The organism is Pseudoflavonifractor sp. An85, assembly GCF_002161235.1.
Classification (GTDB): Bacteria; Bacillota; Clostridia; order Oscillospirales; family Oscillospiraceae; genus Enterenecus.
The window spans coordinates 213,990-231,130 of record NZ_NFHE01000001.1 but is presented as its reverse complement, the minus strand read 5'-3'; the positions used below and the strand labels follow the sequence as shown (position 1 = coordinate 231,130).

Below are 17,141 nucleotides of genomic sequence, written 5' to 3'. Positions count from 1 at the left end.
TTTGGGATTATGCTCTCCCCTTCAATGATTGTTTTCCTTTAATCCGGCAGGTTATGCAAAAACTCCGAAAGAGCCGCTCCCGCTTCCTTTTCATCGGTCCCTTCCACTTGGAGCAACACCTCGGTGTCCGGCATAATTCCGCCGCTGAGCACACTGATGATACTCTTGGCATTTACCTCGTCGTCATCCTCCACCATGAGAATGATTTCACTTTGAAATTTGGAACTGAGTTCCACCAATTCCGACGCGGGGCGGGCGTGAAGGCCGGTCTTATTCTTGATTACGATTTTTTCCGTGTACATAACAAACATCCCTTCTCCATGGATTTGATTCTTTACGCCATCATATTAGCACCCCACCCCATTGATGAAAATTACCAAAATACTGCATATACACACGCTCATATGTGTGCAAAATATGTGCCCTCCCTGGGTTCTTGCCCAGGGATATTCATTCCAAGGCCAGAAACCCTTTTCTGAACACAAATGCAAAACTTTTTCAAGCAAAAGCGCTAGTGTGAAAAAGAGATTTTCCATAAAAAACGCAGACCACTTTTCGGTCCGCAACTCTCTCCACGCAGCATCCAGCATTTTCACCATATATCCACAATCTGTCTGGGCGCAATGTCGACATAATAACATACAATTCCCACCTGTGCAAGCAATCCCTACATGGGCAGCATTTTAGTTGTGTCTCTTCCCTTCACCTGTTATAATAAATTAAACACGATACGCCAGGGAGGTTCTATGATGATTCAACCGGGAAAGTACCGCCACTTCAAAGGAAACGAATATGAAGTTCTGGATGTTGCTATCCACTCCGAGACCTTGGAGCCCATGGTGGTCTATCGCCCCCTTTACGGAGAGGGTAAGCTGTGGGTGCGCCCCGCCTCCATGTGGGAGGAATTGGTGGAAGTGAATGGAATGCAGGTGCCTCGATTTGCCCCTGTCCCTACCGAGCCGGATACGGGCAAATAATTTTGTCTCATAAGAAGAGACCTGCGAACCGTTGAAGTTCACAGGTCTCTTTTGCCGCATTGCCCTAGGCGTTGGATCAGCTTCCCACCGTTTTCTTTCAGCCACGCATACTGCGTCCGATACCCTGGCATCACCCGCTCCACCAGCGTCCAGAAGGCCCGGGAGTGGTTCAGCTCTTTCCGGTGGCACAGTTCATGTACCACCACATAGTCTCGCACCGCCTCTGGACAGAGCATCAAAAGGCAGTTGAAATTCAAATTTCCTTGGGCAGAACAGGAGCCCCACCGGGTCTTCTGCTGTCGAATGGTAATGCGGCCAACTCTCACCCCCACCACCGGCGCATACTTAACCACACGTTGGGACAGATCCACCGCCGCCTCCGCCTTCAATCTGCGAAGTTCGGCTTCCGTGAGCGGGGGCTCTTGGCTGTCGGTACGGGATTGCATCCGATCCAGCTGTTTTGCAATCCATCCTCGCTTTTCCAGGAGAAACCGCTGTATCTCTCCATCTGTCATATATGCAGGTGCTCGCACCACCACTTTCTGACTTGCCCTTACCTCAATGGCGATGGTGCGACGATGGGAGCGAATGATTTGGATCTCTCGGTTCATGGTTTTTCCTGTCCTTCCTACACACGGCTTATCCGTTCCGTATTACAGTGTTTTGATGATACACGATTGTATCCCGTTATACAAGTGACAAAGCACAGAGAGGAGCTGGTCCCCATGTACGCCACAAGAAATCCTGCACCCTTCCCACACTCCAACACTCATAAGGAGGCGCTATGAAAAAATTACGTATCATTCTTCCCGCAGTTCTTCTCGTCCTCCTGGTAGCTGGAGCGCTGCTTGTCTCCACCCTGCCCTTGATCCGAACCCACGACGATGTAATCCAAGTCATCCGGGAGGATGCGCAGTTTACTCCGAACGACGATATTACCATTTCCTATCTGGGCGAGTACGCATCCGACGGTCACGCCCTACGCTGGTACATCGTGCAGAACCAGGAACACACGCTTTCTTATAAGGCGGTGGACTGCCAATCCCTTTGGGGAGGCTGGTCTTATGTGACCAACATTTATGATGCCAGCACCTATGCCCCTGACATCGTCCATGTGGTATGGAATGGCAGCGACATTTGCTTGATGAACAACCCTGATTGTAAATATCTCGTTTACCAGAATGCTGCTGGTCAGGAGTCCACACGTATGGAATTTTCCACCTCAAATCTTCCCTATATTTTCCCCTTCCAGCTGGCAAATGGAACCGCAGATTTTCTCGATTATAATGGAAATCCCCCTCTCCTATTGATGTGATGTAAAAGGGCCGTGAATCTGAAAGATTCACGGCCCTTTTAGGGTGCATTTTAGCTTCTTTGCTCCAATCCTATCTCCCGACCGGTATCCACCGCATCTTGCAAAGCTGCCTGTGTATAACGTCGGTGCCACTCGTTCCAAAAGGCGAGGTAACCGTTCCGTTCAAATTCATCCTCCGGTATTTTCTTGGGTTGGCAGGAGCGATAATAGCCCTCCACTTTTTCCGCAAAGTGGAGCACCTGCTGTCGGTATGACGGCAAATCCACCCACTGGCTTTCTCCAGTAGGCAGGGTGATTCGAACCCCATCGCCCTCATGCTCGGTGGACCAATCCAATCCATTATCACACCCTATAATCGAGACCTGGGATAAATCCGGATTGGCAATCATGAAGTGACCACAACAGGGTATCATTTGAATGTTGGAGCCAGACATGACTTTATCCTCCGTCAACGTCTTCAGTAGATAAAGTGCCGTGGCACTTACCGTTCCATCTTCTTCTAATGTCGTCTCTCCCACTCGAACCGTAACATGTCCGTGAAGGCAAAGATCCTCCGGGTCATCTTCCGGACCACAAACCCAAGTAAACTGATCCACATCAATAGCAAATGCACACAAGATACTCACCTCAGTCCCTTAGTAACGAATGTTCGATCATTTCCAATACCAGCTACCCACACCATCCTACTAGGGTCATCCAAGGATGGTATCTGCCCGCTTTCTCACTTAACACAGGCCTGCGCATATTCTCACTTCATACAGAATTCCTTACTCTGTCCATATTTCTATCATACGCCTCGCCCACCCTTTGTCAATCTTTTTTGCACAAAAAGGCCCGTGAATCTTTCGAATTCACGGGCCTTTGGAAAATATTTCGCTTTTTTGTGCGGCTTAGTACAACTTGGCACCGGCGGGGATGTGGTCATCCACCATCAGCAGATGCAGCTTTTCTGCGCCCTCCTCGTGGTGGACCGCAGAGATGAGCATGCCGCAGGAGTCGATGCCCATCATGGGACGAGGAGGCAGGTTGGTGATGGCGATGCAGGTCTTGCCCACCAGCTCCTCAGGCTCATAATACTCATGAATTCCGCTCAAAATCACACGATCCGTGCCAGTTCCGTCGTCCAGAGTAAACTTCAAGAGCTTCTTGGACTTCTTCACGGCTTCGCAGGCCAATACCTTCACAGCACGGAAATCGGACTTGGAGAAGGTCTCAAAGTCCACGAAATCAGAGAACAGAGGCTCGATCTCCACCTTGGAGAAGTCGATCTTCTCCTCCACCTTCTCAGCGGCAGCAGGAGCGGCCACAGCGGTGCTCTCGGACTTCTTGGGCATGTCCAGGGGCTTCATGGTGGGGAAACTTTTTGACTTCTCCCGTCGCTCCCGGCTTCTCACGTTATTCTAAGCCAGTCCTCGTTTCTGTTCTTTCCTCTCTCCAACCATCCATGAAACTCCCGATAATTTTCAGGTATGCTGGAGAAAAACATGGAGAATAGGAGAAGCTCATCTACCCATACATTCTTTCACACTGCCAGGTCGTCCCAAGACAATATGGCGCTACCATTATACATTATTATATGTTTACATGTCCACACATTCACACTCTTTCCCCGTAGACGCTGCCTACTTTTCGTTACCACTGTTCACACGCATTGGAGCAAACCTGTTTCTGACAACTGTAAGATCACTTGCACTGTCCGAGCCAATAAATACATGCACTTTTGCAAATCCTCTTTTGATAGCCTCACACAGATCTTCGGGGGCTTTCTGTGAAACAACCTCATATGTAATCCCCCTTTTCTCACATAAGTACTTGGCCACTGTAAGCTCATCCTTCTCCCGCTTTGTACCCTTGAACGGAAAGGCAAACGCAAGTTTAACCCCTGGCACATAGGCATCCAGCGGCACACCGATTGCTTTCATATCTCCTACCTCAGCTTTTAGTCCTTTGCTGCCAGCGTAATACATAACGAGCAGTTTGGGGATCGCATACCTGAATTCACTTTCGCAGTAAATGCATCCGGCAGACTCAACCGCACGATGCGATATTTTATCCTTCCATGAATGTCCACACTTTCCCTTCCACCACACGGATTTCGCTGAATTTCTGGAAACTTCTGTGGGCAAAACTGTACCATTCTTCTCATAATCCCACTCCTCTGCCAACTTTGGATCCGTTGTTTTCAAGTCGTTATACCCTGCTCGAACTGCACGTTCTGCGCACACAGGACACCGCAAGCCACGCACTCTGGATTTCACAACAGCCCTCCATTCATGCCCACACGTTTTACAGTTCCACCAAACATTCTTTGTCGATCTTTCATTTACCATATCCGGTTTGACACTATCGTTTCTCTCCGACCACTCCTCAGATAAGCCGGGGTACAGTGTTGCAAGGTCATTAAAGCCTTTTAGAAGTCGTATCCCACTGCAATATGGACATTGACTCCCGTAAGATCTCGTGGAAATCAGGGTATGCCACTCATGACCTTCACGACACCGCCACCACACTTTTTTGTTGGAATAAGCAGTTACCTGCGAAGGCTTCAGGGGTAGGTTTCTGGGTGACCACTCTTTAGCCACCTCTGGAAACATGGTCGCCAAATCATTGAAACCAGGTAGTACTGTATGGTGCGCACAATACGGACATCCTGCACCTGACACTCTACTGCGGATAGATGCCGACCATTCATGACCACATTTCCCTCGCCAAAATACTTTCTTGTGTGAACCTGGCGCAACTGCGCTGGCTGGAACAGAATTGATTGGGGACCACTCTTCTGCCAACCTCGGATGCAAGGTAGCCAAATCGTTGATTCCAGCAACTATTCTGCTATTTGCGCAAATTGGACACTTCTCCCCATATGACCTTGCTTTGACGCTGGCTTGCCATTCATGACCACAACTTCCCTTCCACCAATATCGTTTGTTGGATCCAAATGAAACTTGTTCTGGCGTAATAGGTGCATTCTTGATCGACCACTCCCGGGTTAATTCCGGTCTCATCTTCGCTAAACTATTATTCATTGAGATTCCTCCATGTTTGAGTTTCCATCAGTATAATCGGTGAAAATCCCTTTGTGAAATGTGTAAAATAAATCTGGACTTGTGATACGAATACTCACAAGTCCAGATTCTTATTGTCTCGTTTGCTGCATGTAGTCATCAAATTGTGCAAGTTCTCGTTTCTTCGTCTCACTCATGACATCAACATATATATCCATCGTTGTAGATATATCTACATGCCCCAGCACAGACTGTATGACCTTTATATTGATCCCGGACTCACACAATCTCGTTGCAAACGTATGTCTCAGGTTATGGCAGGAGAAGTCAGGTAACAGTACCGGCTTTGTCTCTAAATCATTCTCTAACAATACACGGTCATTACAGTCCCGTATGACGCGCTTAATCGCTCTATTCAAAGTTCCATGATGCTGGACATTTCCATATTGATTGACAAAGACAAAGTTTTCATATCCATCAATGCGAGATTTGCTCTCTATCCCAAGTTCTCGCTGATACTCCCTCTCCAATTCAAATGCTTCTTTGACTCCAGAAATCATGGGAATCTCGCGGCATCCAGCTTTTGTTTTGGGCGTGTTAATTCCAAAATACGTACCTCTCTCATCCCGATGATTGTAGTATACCAACGTATGATTTACGTTAATACTTCCTTTTTCGAAGTCTACATCCTGCCAGCGAAGCCCAGTAATCTCACCAACTCGCACGAACTTTTTAACTGCATTGGAACGATCAAGTTCCTTCTCACCCTCAAAGGCTATGAAGGATTGCATTTCATAGAGTTCCTTATTAAGCTTGCAAAGCATACGGCCAGGAACATCCTTCGGCTGCATTCTGCAGCGGTCAAAGATGTTCATGTATTCGCCTGCATCATTACATCTAAATGAAAGTCTGCACGCGAAGTTGGACATGTATCTATAGCCAAGGCCATTTGTAGATGCATTGGTTACAAGTATAGAGATACCACAAGAAACACCTTCACGAGTAAGATATACAAACTGATCCTCGTATGCTTCTGCATAAACTTCCTTGAAAGCGCTGAAATTGTCAATTACAAAGAAGATATGAGGCAAATCTGTATATCCAGCTTCTCGATACGCAGCATAAGAGCTCAAACCACAATCCAAGAATCTGGCTTTTCTCCGCTGTACCTCTTCTGTTAGCAGTTTAAAAAGGTTTTTGAACTTTTCACCTTCAGAAATGGTTACTACGCCACCAACGTGATGCAAAGTTTCAAAATTTTTAAGGTACATAGCACCAAAGTCTGCAATGTAGAAAACAGCATCCTTCGGTGAATACTTACTAGAAATGAGTCTAATAATACTTTGAATCAGGTTTGTCTTACCGATCTGAGAGGCACCGATGATCATTGTGTTATCATCGCAAAGATTGAAATGTGCCAAACCTTGGTACTGAGAACCAGGATCGTCATACACACCTAACGGAATAGACTCCACGGTATAATCACCAAGATTCGTAGGAACCGTAAGGTAGTCCTCAAGCGGCGGCAGGCAGATATTCGACAATCTGGCTACGCCCTTACTGCTACAGTAGGATGCAACATAATCCACAATTGCGTCTAACTGAGTAGTGTTTACACCCTCTGCTTTCTTTCTCTTTTGGGTATATACAGGTGTTCTTCTACCACAAGAAGACAAACTGTATATTGAGAATTCTTTGATGGAGGTATCGTCCATTTTCTCAGGAGCACCACTGTAGGCAGACTGTAGGAGTTCAAATACTTCATTATTACCGACAACGTAGATTTCTTTTGCGATTAGATTTATCTGGTCAAGTCGAAGATTAACACACTCCGATCTACGAATGCCGGTATAAGTATAGAGAGTCACAATGGCGAAGTCTCGCTTATTACCACCCTCAAGCAGACGTTGCCTGAATGCTTCTACATCCTTCTGCTCGACAGTACAGGGATTGGCATACTGGGTTTGAATTTTCATAAAATCATTCTTTACGATCGCCAGTTCTGTCTGACGACCGGAGAAGATCAGGAACTCATTAAAACTTCTCAAGGAAGACAAATGGTTATTTACAGACTTGGGACTGTATCGCTTAATTGTCTTCATGTATGAAATGTAATCAAGCACATTCGCACGGTACAACTGCTGCGGTTCACTTCCGAAGCTATCCAGGCACCATTTGAAGTAAAGCTTAACCTTGTCACAATAGTTCAGCGCCGTGTTCTCAGACTTACCTATACCGAGCAAATATTGTTTGAATTCATTTAACATCGAATTCACCTCCTACCCTTATTACACGAGACAAGGGGCAGGGATACAACAAAAAGATTATGTTTAACTCGGTTTGGCAGAAAAACATTTTGATTATGTTTAACTCAGATAAGTATTTCAATCGTGTTCATTTTGTGGGTTAAACATAATTATTCTTATGTTTAACTTATTTGTATCGCACTTTCCAGAGCAAAGAAGGGTTAATAAGCATCAAAAAATAGTCGAATTAATTTTGTCCCAAATTTTATGTTATTTTTGGGACATTTGATTTTTGCATAAAAAAGAGTGCTTTGGAAACAATATAAATAACTATTGCAAAACTGTCCCAAATATGATATAATATTTGGGACACAGGAGGTGTGACTATGAGTTCGTTCTATTCTGATATGATATATGAAAAAATTGTAGAGGCAGGAAATGAGGCTGTTTTTATTGCAACCGACTTTCTTGATATAGCCGATTACGAGACTGCGCGTAAAGCTCTTAACCGTCTTGATAGTTATGGAAAAATAAAAAAGATATGCCGTGGTGTCTATTACAATCCCAAATTTAGTGAGCTCCTCGGCGAATATGAAGCACCTTCTCCTCATAATGTCGCTCTTGCCTTGGCTCGTAAATTTAATTGGAATATTGCTCCTTCAGGAAATACGGCATTAAACCAGTTAGGGCTTTCAACACAGGTAACAGCACACTGGACATACATTAGCGATGGACCATACAATAAATTTACAATCGGAAACATCGAGATTGATTTTAAGCACAGAAGTAACAAAGAAATCTCCGGTATGTCCTATAAAACAGCGCTCGTTATTCAGGCCCTCAAAGCGCTGGGGAAAGACAATATAGACGAAAGCGTCATTACTAAACTCAAAAAACAGTTATCCTCAGAAGAAAAGGATAATCTCATAAAAGAGGCCAGACAAACAACCGCTTGGGTTTATTCTGTAATCCGAAAAATTTGTGAGGCGAAGTAAATGTATTCAATAGCGAGATTACCTGAAGATGAGCGCAGAATTCTTTTTAGAAATACGGCTCAAAAGATGGGAATGAACGAAGCCATCATCGAAAAGGACTTTTGGGTCTGCCTGACCTTGGACTATCTTTTCCATCGATGTGAGTGGAAAGATGTATTCACATTCAAAGGCGGCACCAGTCTTTCTAAATGCTATGGTCTTATCACACGCTTTTCAGAAGACATCGATTTGATTTTAGACTGGCGCGCCATTGGTTATTCTCTCAACGAGCCGTGGGAAGATAGATCTAACACAAAACAGGATGCCTTTAACAAAGAGGCAAATGCCCGAGCAGAAGTTTTCTTACGTGACACTTTGCTTCCTATCTTTAAGCGTGATCTTTCGGAGATCATAGGGCAGGAGGCAACCATCTACATAGAGGAATCAGACCCGCAGACGATAAATTTTGAATATCCGCATATCTTTACAACCGAATCTATTCTGCAGGCAATCCGGTTGGAGATTGGTGCATTGGCAGCCTGGACTCCTGCGAGGGAGAAATCCGTTACTCCTTATACCGCTGAATGCTATCCCAAAGCCTTCGACCAAGCAACAAGTACGATCCTTACAGCTGCAGCCGAGCGAACCTTCTGGGAAAAGGTTACGATTCTTCATCACGAGGCAAACCGTCCTGAAAATTTGGCAATGCCCAAACGATATTCGAGACACTACTATGATTTATACTGCATAGCACATTCGGAAAACAAAAATGCTGCTTTTGAAGATCTGGAACTCCTCAAAAAAGTTGTAAACTTCAAAATGAAGTTCTTCCCTCGCAAATGGGCAAAATACGAAGAAGCAATTCCCGGAACAATCAAGCTTGTTCCTCCGGCTTTTCGTTTTGATAGCCTACGTACCGATTATGAGGATATGGCTGAAATGATGTTTGGACAATATCCTTCGTTTGATGACTTGATGGACTATATTCAAACCCTCGAAAATGAGATTAATGCTCTGTAATGAGCAACTTAAAACATTCGCTTCTGACACAATATTTGCAGCGAAAAAAGGTGGTGATAGATTGGCAAGACAATATAAGAATGCACGTAAAAGCAAAAAGCTGATTGTAAAAGATGCAGCTTCCAAGCTCGATATTTCACCATCTACTCTCAGCGCATGGGAGTCTGAACGCAAGGCACCTTCGATTGAAAGCTTAGAAGCGATGGCAGATCTGTATCAGGTTTCTACTGATTATCTTCTTGGCAGAGAGGAAACGCCCCCAGCAACTTCTCTTCCCCTCCCAGGTGAATTGCTAAAGATATATCATGGTAAATCAGTCTGGTCGTCCGATTTCGGATGGGTATTGGTAAACTCAATAAAGAATGTACTGGTTTGTGTTGATGGTTCTTTGGTACCGTTTGATAACGCCGGTTCTGTTTATGTGGCACAGCCTCCGTTCTATGAAGCATCACTTCCAGATTCAAAACCGTTAAGCAAACCGGATCTTCAAAATTATGGGAAAATCTGGCTTGAACCAATCTCTCACGATACGGAACTCAGAGAACAACTTCGAGGAACCTATCGGGTTTACGAACACTGGGTAGAGAATAATTTCGGAAATCGCTTCTCGCTCGATACCTACGGAGTCAAATGGTTGGCTTTCAGCAATAAATAATATTCAAGGCAGGGTTGTCGTAATTGACAATCCTGCCTTTTATCATAAGTATTTCTGCATATAGAACTCACTTCGGTAAGTGCCGTCCTTGAGCTTAAACATATTCGGTCTTTCGCAAACAACACGGAATCCGAATTTTTCGTACAAGTGTCTTGCACGGTCATTGCCCTCTATGAACTCCAGCTCCATAATCTCGGTTCCTCGGTTCTGTGCCGCCGATACAAGCTCCTCGAACATTGCAGAGCCGATACCGAGGTTCCAATAGTCTTTGAGAATAGCATTGGCAATGGTTGCACGATGCGATACTTTCATGTCTCCTCTGAAGCTGATCTCACAGTTGCCGGCATCCTCACCGTCAACGTAACAGGTGATACCCAATGTATCAGGGGCAGAGCGCAAGCGGTTTACCCATGCTTCCTCTTGCCCGATAGTTGTTGTCCATTCTTCGGGATAGCGTGCAAGAAAATCAGTTTCACTACAAGATTTCTTTATGTAGTTCAGTAATTTTTCCGCATCCTCAACACATGGACTTTTTAAGATGGCGGTCCTGCCATCTTTCAATATGATTGTTTTTTCTTCAAATATCATTTCGATACTCCTTTCGGTAAATTACTCCTCGATTGAAAAGAGTGCTTTAATCATTTTTGCAACTTCATCTGGAGCCGGATTTGTATTGTCAAGTTTCATATAGTTCTCAAACGGCAGTTCTTCGCCGTCATAGGAATTAAGGCGATACTTTTCGCTCGTTGCCCTCATTTCAGATTCGCTCCAATTGAGATCACGCTTCCGTTTGCTTTTTTATCCCCGGCATTTTATCCCCCTGCGGGGATAGGACAACCGCCCGGTATGTTTATCCCCGTTCATAATTGTTGATATAGGGATTATACCGTCTAATTTTGTAGATTTTTCCGAGATTTTCCGTAGAATTTTCGTAGTCGGTCGCAAGTTTAGACAAGAACAAACAACAAAATGCTGTATAATGTCAAATTTTACCGCCCTTTGAATACTGCACCGTAAGAAAAGACTTTATGGCTCAAATAAATAGGGGAAACGACCTGCTATCAGGTCGTTTCCCCTATTTATTCCGTAATATTCTCAAAACAAAAGCCAACTTCTCGAACACAACGGATAGCAGAAGGTAAGCTGAGTGCTATCTCACGAAATTTTCTGCGCAGGCCGTATACATGACAGCTTACCGCATTGGCTTCATTTCCCATTGGATCTTCTCCCCATACAGCCTCATAAAGCTGCCTGTATGACAACACCCGCCCTTCATACAAGGCCAGTCGGTAAAGTAGTTCATACTCTTTTGTTGTCAGTAATACCTCCTGCTGATTATAGTATACCTTTCTTTTTCCTGTGTCAATTATGAGGTGGTTAAAAATCAATGTCGGTTCAACTACCATTTCAATCAGCTTCAAATCAGGATGACGCTCCAAAATCTTTGAAATTTCCTCTAAAGCAACATTATCCTGGTCTGATAGTTCCAAAATCACAATTCGTTTGATAGTCCCACCTTCCTTCTAAAACAGCCGCCATCTGTCTGATGGCGGCCGTAAAATGTTATATATTCTGTTCCTTTTTCTTTCTGCTGTAAAGCGTCATGCCATAGACGCCGGCTCCGGATGCAGCCAGAAGACCAATCCACAGCATCATGTTGCTGCCGTCCCCGGTCTGCGGAATAGTTGTATCGGAAGACTGATCGCCCGCGCCGGTCTGCTCTCCGTCCTGAACCGTACTGGTTGAAAACGGTGTGTTGGAGCCAAGGATAGCATACTGGCTCAGATGGGTAGTCTCAAACACCAGGAAGTCACCTTCCGCCACCGCGTCAAAGCGTTCCAGCTCTTCACCCAGATATACCGCCTGGTAGTATTTGTAGCCCTTCAGGTGGTCGTTCATCGGGATTTTGACCGTCATGGGGTTATCCTTGATTTCCAGAGCTTTACCGTCTTTTCTAACGCTGATCTCGTAAATGGACAGCAGGCCCGGCAGCTCCTCTTTCAGTTCCGGACGGCTTCCCAGCACGCTTTCCTGTGCAATGGTGTCGGCATAAAGCTCTGCACCCTCTGGCACTCCATCGGTCAGGGAGATGGAAACACCGGTTTCGGAAGCAGTCAGATCTTTGGCGCCAGTATCCTCACCAGGTTTTGTTCCAGGATCAGTGCCCGGATCGGTAGAAGTCCCGGACGGGGATACTTTGATCACATCATTGGTGCAGTAGTAGCTATACATGCCGGTCTTTACCACGTTGGTGGTATAGCCTGCCGGAATATCTTCTTCGGTCGCACCGCTGACGCCTTCTCCAGCCACAGGCACTACAATTTTTGTCAGGGTTGTCTGACCCCAATCCTCCGCAGTTACGTCATCAACGGCGGTCTGATAGACCAACCACTGGGATTGATTCGGGTCTGCTCCCCAATAAAACCTCTGCCCGTCCTTGATCAGCACTGTCATAGAGCTGATATCGCCTGTTTTGGCGCTGATGGTTTCCCCTGAGTCGGTATATCCCTCAGGCAGAGCGTCCTTTTCAAGTCCGTCAACGGTAGCAATTTGAACGGCAAGATATTCTTTTTGGCTAGGAAGTCCTTCCACCTTCACCAGCTCGTGGATATAGCCCACAGGCTTGCCGTTTGTTAAATCGCTGCCGGTGTAGATTGTTCCGTAACTAACGCCGTATTTCTTTCCGTCCTCGCCCTTGGTGAGAACCTTCCAGTCTTGAGCAACATAGTTACTTTCATATATGACATTTTCCCATTCGGTGGTCTCCCCCTCGATGCCGGAATTGGCGGTCAGGGCAAGCTCTGTTTCCAGATTACCTGTGAAGGGAAGGGTTGAGGATGTTGTCGATACAAAGGCCGCAGAATAAGTGTTTTCACCTGCGCTCTTATACGCTGTCACAGAAGCGTTTGAGCCGACCTTGAGCAGACCCTGTGTTCCCTCGGCCATAAAGCGAATCGCCGCAGTCTGAGACGTTTTGTTTTCATTGATGGTCAGGGAGCCGTCTCCGGTAATTTCCAGATTGCCGCCCCAGCCGAAGCCCCATACAACCAGTTCGGCGATATGATTGTCACCCACCAGATGAAGCTTCAAATCGTCGCCCATCTCGTTGGTGGCAAGGGTCATTTCCGGGTGGTTGTAGTTTGTCAGGGTGATGGTGTTGGTAGCCTTGTCATAGACAGCGCCCTCCACCGTGTCAGCCTCGCCGCCGTTGCTATAAAGTACATAGCCATCGGGTTCTTCTACACTGCTATCATACAGCTGCACCCATGCAGCGCTCATGTCCCCGGACGAGGGGCCGTTCGCCGCAAATGCCGGCACAGCCATTCCAACAGCCATACAAAGCGTCAGCAGTCCTGCAAGCAGTTTTCGCTTCAATTTCATAACTGATTTTTCTCCTTTCAAGATAACATTCATGTGAATAAACGGTTTGATGATTCTCTTTGGGGTATCACCGCCTTTTTCTCTATATTTCTATGCCATCCGTTCCCCGGTGCGCCGGTTCAGGCAGCCAGGGCGGAACGAATAACCTTCTTTGCCGCAGTTAAAGTTCTTTATGCTTTGGTGAATACCAAAGCATAAAGAAGGGATATCCCTTCTGCGTTTTCAGCTTTCCTGCGTCTCCCATTTGGCGTAGAGATCCATCGGCGCATAGGGCGCTTCCCTGACGGGACGCTCTTTCAGCTCTTCAAGGATTTTAAGCCCTGTTACCGGGCCGGCGGTGCAGGCTTTATCCCTGTACCAGCCGGTGAATACCTTGCCGCTGCTCGTCGGTTTCAGGCAGGTAGCCTCCACATAGAAAAGCTCCTGGTCTGCAAATTCCAGCGACCGCGGCTTCATATACAGCAGATCGGTCCCGTCCGCTTCAAAAGCCCCGCCGTTGGCATGCAGCCTGACGGCGTACCGGGGATTCCCGTTCTCGTCATTCAGGGCATACTCATCTGCCATTTCCGAACGGAACGCCGCCGTGATGAGAACCTTACGCCGCTTGACTTTCTCCGTCTCCACGGCAGGCTTTACCGCTTTGGATGTGACGGGATCTTCCAGGGCCTTGTAGCCGCCGTTTCCGTCCTTTAACATCCATGCGGCAAAGCTTACGGTGACCGGCTCGGCGCCCTCGCCGCCAGGGAAGTGATAGTCCACACCATCCGGCAGGGGGACAGAAAACTTATGCATATGCGCTTTTGCAAAGGCCATGGAGTCGACCACACCAATATCGGATGCCTTTGTCCGATGAAACACTGGACTCAGTTGATACAAATTACTCATCATAAAAACTTACCAGTAGATGTCCCTCGGGGCAGTGCTGATAGGCAGACTATAGGTAAAAGGCTGGCCGGAGAGGGTCATGTGGACGGCGCAGCTCAGGGCGGACTCCGCAGCCAGAGGCTGGGGCAGGGAGGCGGTGGCCACGGTGATGTAGGTGTATCTCGTCAGAAGCACATCTGGATTGTCCGAGGTGGAGTACTGGGATTCCTCGCGCACCTGGCTCAGGGCATAGGCCTCCGGCGGCAGGGGCTCCCCGTCCACATAGACGGTGACGCTTAGGGTGTCGCCCTCGGCCTGCTCCGGCGCGACGGGCACCACCTGTGGGAAGTCCTCCCCGTCGTCCCACCAGACCTTCATCGTCACGGTGTTGGTTGTTTCATCATACTCTCCCCGCAGCTGGGGGCATCGGCCCAAGTCGGCAGCGGTGTAGGTCTCCGTTTCCCCATTTACCTGTTCCACCGTCAGACGCATCTCAAAGGTGGGGTAGGTGTCCGCCCCCGCCTCTGCCCAGTAGTCGTCGAAATCCGGGGGATAAACCACATAGAAAGCGGTATACAGCCCGGCATCGATGTCCGCCCGGGGGATGCCCTCACCGAAAGTATCCTCATAAAAAGGACGCTGGGTGATGGTGTCAAACTGGGTGACCTTGGCCGAGGCAATGGTCTCTGGCTCCGGGAAGGCCACCTGCAAAAAACCCTCGGATCCGTTCATCATGGCCGAGAAAAAAGTGATGGGTTCCGGCGTCTGGACTGGGCCGGGGCTTTCCTCTCCGCCCGGAGGCGTGGTCTCCGGCGGCACCGTGGGGAGCGGGTCCCCGGCTGACGTCGGCGGCTCGGGAGAGGGGAGCTCCGCTGCCGGGACGGCGGCCGCTACTGTCAACAGAAGGGCCATGGCGACGGAGGCCAGTATCCGCCAGCCCCGCCGGCGCTCCCGATTCCGGGGCGCACCCCTGCCGCCGCCCTGAAACTCCGGGGGAAGCGGGGCCGCCTCCGCCCCGGGGCGGGGCTCCTCCGGGACGCCAGGCTCCCAGGGCAGGATGAACTCCGGGGGAAGTTTCCATTCCTTTGGCGGTGCGCTCCGCTCCATCGGCGGCGCGTTCCGCAGATTCTGCCCGCCCATGGCTCACATAGAGTGGACGTCCAGCTGGGGGAAGGGGCACTCCACACCCAGCTGGCGCAGGCCCAAGAGCAGATCCCGATTGAGGATCCGCGCACCGCCATAGATGTCCTTTTCTTTCACGTCCACGCAGAAACGCAGCACCACGGCGCTGTCAGCCAGCTGCTGCACCCCCAGGTAGACCGGCGTGTCCAACATGACGTCCGCACGCTTCTGCCGGATCTCCTCCAGCAGGGACGGGAATTTCTCCTCCAGTGCCTCCAGATCACAGGTATAGGGGATGGAGATGTCGCAAAAGGACTTGGACACGTGGTCGGAACGGTTGAGGATGTTCCGCATATCCGCATTGTTTACAATCTTGATGTTCTCGCTGGCGTCGGTGATAGAGGTGGTGCGGATGCCGATGTCCGTCACCACGCCCCGGAAGCCGTCCACCTCTATGATGTCCCCCACATTGTACTGGCTATCAAAGAGGATGAACACGCCCGTGACCAGGTCGGCGATGATGCTGTCGGCGGCAAAGCCGACGATTAAGGCCAAAACACCCAGGCTGGCCACAATAGCCAGAATATTCACACCCAGGAGGTGTAGACCCCAGCAGAGGATGACAATGGCTGCGGTATAGCGCAGGAAGCTACGGGTGATGGAGAGGATGGACCGGGCCCGGTGGGTCCTGGGCTTGCAGAGGGTCAAGAAGAACTCCGCCACCCACTCCGCCAGCAGCACCCCTGCCGCCATGGCCGCCAGACGCAGGATAGCCCTCAGGCTGAGGGTCCAGTCGGCGGTCAGGGCCGCCGTTTTCATGGCACCAGTGGCAAAGCCGGCGGTCAGGGCCACTGCCAGGATGACCGCCAGAATCAGGAACTTAATAATGCTTTGTTTTTCTTTCATCGTTTGTTTCCTTCCTTTCTGACAATGCTGTGTGCTTGTGTGGGACGGCCCCGATGGATGGTCAGGCGGAGTGACCAGCAGTCGCTGGTGATCTGGACCACGCTGCTGTGTATCAAAAGCTCGTTTTCCAGATACCGTACGATCCGCCACGGCGGTTATGGCTCACTCTTTTCCCTGTTTGGACAAGCCCTCGCAGGGCTGCAGCAGGGTGACCTTCAGCTCGGTACCCATCTCCTGCTCCTCAGCAGAGATGGAAAAGGTGCTGGGATTACCGTATGCCTCCGCTTTGGCCACAATGGTCTCCTCTCCCTTTTGGTAAGTCACCCTCTCGCCGTCCAGCACATCATAAATCACCAGGAGCACATACCGCCGGGCATATCATTCATTTTTCCTAAACAATCTACTAATCCAACTTTCCTTTCGTTCCTCCTGCTCAGTGCCGCTCCCATCAGATAGCTGTTGTTTAATAGTTCCCGCGTGAAGAGCCTAGCCTTCTGTGGTTTCGGCGCTCTGTACCTCCATCCCTTTGGCGGAGGACAGGAACGACGATACGGCGTTCGCCACTACCTGGGTACTCATACCGGCGGGCAGCCGGAATACTCTCGATTCATTTGCCATAGATATCCCTCCAGATATTCAGATTCATTGTCTGTTTATTCGCTCTGCCGGGAGAGCG

Annotated in this window: 19 protein-coding genes and 2 pseudogenes; 5 read left to right on the top strand and 16 right to left on the bottom strand. The window is 48.5% G+C overall.

Going from position 1 to position 17,141, the window contains the following annotated elements; translation table 11 throughout:
• Window positions 1–38 precede the first annotated feature (38 nt).
• Complete coding sequence (locus B5G37_RS01295) at window positions 39–302, bottom strand: HPr family phosphocarrier protein (RefSeq protein WP_087253039.1); 264 nt, start codon at window positions 300–302, stop codon at window positions 39–41.
• A gap of 444 nt (window positions 303–746) precedes the next feature.
• On the opposite strand from B5G37_RS01295, the gene B5G37_RS01290 reads away from it, so the two are divergent.
• On the top strand, window positions 747–977 hold the full coding sequence (locus B5G37_RS01290) for a DUF1653 domain-containing protein (RefSeq protein ID WP_087252992.1): 231 nt from the start codon (window positions 747–749) through the stop codon (window positions 975–977).
• A 38-nt stretch (window positions 978–1,015) separates the two neighbouring features.
• Here B5G37_RS01290 and B5G37_RS01285 read toward each other — a convergent pair whose 3' ends face one another.
• On the bottom strand, window positions 1,016–1,588 hold the full coding sequence (locus tag B5G37_RS01285; RefSeq protein ID WP_087252990.1) for a SprT family zinc-dependent metalloprotease: 573 nt from the start codon (window positions 1,586–1,588) through the stop codon (window positions 1,016–1,018).
• Between the two features lie 173 nt (window positions 1,589–1,761).
• Between B5G37_RS01285 and B5G37_RS01280 the strand changes: the two genes are divergently transcribed.
• On the top strand, window positions 1,762–2,292 hold the full coding sequence (locus B5G37_RS01280; RefSeq protein ID WP_087252989.1) for a hypothetical protein: 531 nt from the start codon (window positions 1,762–1,764) through the stop codon (window positions 2,290–2,292).
• A 50-nt stretch (window positions 2,293–2,342) separates the two neighbouring features.
• On the opposite strand, the gene B5G37_RS01275 is transcribed toward B5G37_RS01280, so the two are convergent.
• The 5 genes and pseudogenes from B5G37_RS01275 to B5G37_RS15900 form a co-directional block, all read right to left on the bottom strand.
• Entirely contained in the window at window positions 2,343–2,909 is a 567-nt protein-coding gene (locus tag B5G37_RS01275) for a hypothetical protein (RefSeq protein WP_242962725.1), read from the bottom strand.
• A 273-nt stretch (window positions 2,910–3,182) separates the two neighbouring features.
• Window positions 3,183–3,650: pseudogene (locus tag B5G37_RS01270) on the bottom strand (lysine--tRNA ligase); the annotation flags it as partial.
• 264 nt (window positions 3,651–3,914) lie between these two features.
• Window positions 3,915–4,478, bottom strand: a complete 564-nt coding sequence (locus B5G37_RS15665) for a zinc-ribbon domain-containing protein (protein WP_242962730.1) — start codon at window positions 4,476–4,478, stop codon at window positions 3,915–3,917.
• A 45-nt stretch (window positions 4,479–4,523) separates the two neighbouring features.
• Window positions 4,524–5,297, bottom strand: a pseudogene (locus tag B5G37_RS15660) (zinc-ribbon domain-containing protein); the annotation flags it as partial.
• 131 nt (window positions 5,298–5,428) lie between these two features.
• Window positions 5,429–7,564, bottom strand: coding sequence for a tyrosine-type recombinase/integrase (locus tag B5G37_RS15900; protein ID WP_087252983.1), 2,136 nt, complete (start codon window positions 7,562–7,564; stop codon window positions 5,429–5,431).
• A 365-nt stretch (window positions 7,565–7,929) separates the two neighbouring features.
• On the opposite strand from B5G37_RS15900, the gene B5G37_RS01255 reads away from it, so the two are divergent.
• From B5G37_RS01255 to B5G37_RS01245, 3 genes are all read left to right on the top strand, one after another.
• On the top strand, window positions 7,930–8,538 hold the full coding sequence (locus B5G37_RS01255) for a DUF6088 family protein (protein ID WP_087252981.1): 609 nt from the start codon (window positions 7,930–7,932) through the stop codon (window positions 8,536–8,538).
• On the top strand, window positions 8,539–9,537 hold the full coding sequence (locus B5G37_RS01250) for a nucleotidyl transferase AbiEii/AbiGii toxin family protein (RefSeq protein ID WP_087252979.1): 999 nt from the start codon (window positions 8,539–8,541) through the stop codon (window positions 9,535–9,537).
• A 61-nt stretch (window positions 9,538–9,598) separates the two neighbouring features.
• Entirely contained in the window at window positions 9,599–10,192 is a 594-nt protein-coding gene (locus B5G37_RS01245) for a helix-turn-helix transcriptional regulator (protein WP_158099322.1), read from the top strand.
• Between the two features lie 42 nt (window positions 10,193–10,234).
• Here B5G37_RS01245 and B5G37_RS01240 read toward each other — a convergent pair whose 3' ends face one another.
• The 9 genes from B5G37_RS01240 to B5G37_RS15845 all read right to left on the bottom strand — a co-directional run bounded on the left by B5G37_RS01240 (window position 10,235) and on the right by B5G37_RS15845 (window position 17,083).
• Window positions 10,235–10,780 carry a GNAT family N-acetyltransferase gene (locus tag B5G37_RS01240; RefSeq protein ID WP_087252975.1) on the bottom strand — a complete coding sequence of 182 codons (546 nt, stop codon included), beginning with the start codon at window positions 10,778–10,780 and terminating at the stop codon, window positions 10,235–10,237.
• A gap of 21 nt (window positions 10,781–10,801) precedes the next feature.
• Complete coding sequence (locus B5G37_RS15135) at window positions 10,802–10,948, bottom strand: hypothetical protein (protein ID WP_158099321.1); 147 nt, start codon at window positions 10,946–10,948, stop codon at window positions 10,802–10,804.
• 323 nt (window positions 10,949–11,271) lie between these two features.
• On the bottom strand, window positions 11,272–11,682 hold the full coding sequence (locus B5G37_RS01235; protein WP_087252974.1) for a winged helix-turn-helix domain-containing protein: 411 nt from the start codon (window positions 11,680–11,682) through the stop codon (window positions 11,272–11,274).
• 73 nt (window positions 11,683–11,755) lie between these two features.
• Window positions 11,756–13,573, bottom strand: coding sequence for an LPXTG cell wall anchor domain-containing protein (locus B5G37_RS01230; protein ID WP_087252972.1), 1,818 nt, complete (start codon window positions 13,571–13,573; stop codon window positions 11,756–11,758).
• A 222-nt stretch (window positions 13,574–13,795) separates the two neighbouring features.
• Entirely contained in the window at window positions 13,796–14,365 is a 570-nt protein-coding gene (locus B5G37_RS01225; protein ID WP_143482847.1) for a hypothetical protein, read from the bottom strand.
• 102 nt (window positions 14,366–14,467) lie between these two features.
• Window positions 14,468–15,544 (bottom strand): hypothetical protein, encoded by a 1,077-nt coding sequence (locus tag B5G37_RS01220; protein WP_087252968.1) that lies wholly within the window; start codon window positions 15,542–15,544, stop codon window positions 14,468–14,470.
• 36 nt (window positions 15,545–15,580) lie between these two features.
• Window positions 15,581–16,465, bottom strand: a complete 885-nt coding sequence (locus B5G37_RS01215; RefSeq protein ID WP_087252966.1) for a mechanosensitive ion channel family protein — start codon at window positions 16,463–16,465, stop codon at window positions 15,581–15,583.
• Between the two features lie 162 nt (window positions 16,466–16,627).
• A complete protein-coding gene (locus B5G37_RS15130; RefSeq protein ID WP_158099320.1) occupies window positions 16,628–16,789 on the bottom strand; it encodes a hypothetical protein in 162 nt (53 codons plus the stop codon).
• A 162-nt stretch (window positions 16,790–16,951) separates the two neighbouring features.
• Window positions 16,952–17,083 (bottom strand): hypothetical protein, encoded by a 132-nt coding sequence (locus B5G37_RS15845; protein WP_275532969.1) that lies wholly within the window; start codon window positions 17,081–17,083, stop codon window positions 16,952–16,954.
• Window positions 17,084–17,141: the final 58 nt, after the last annotated feature.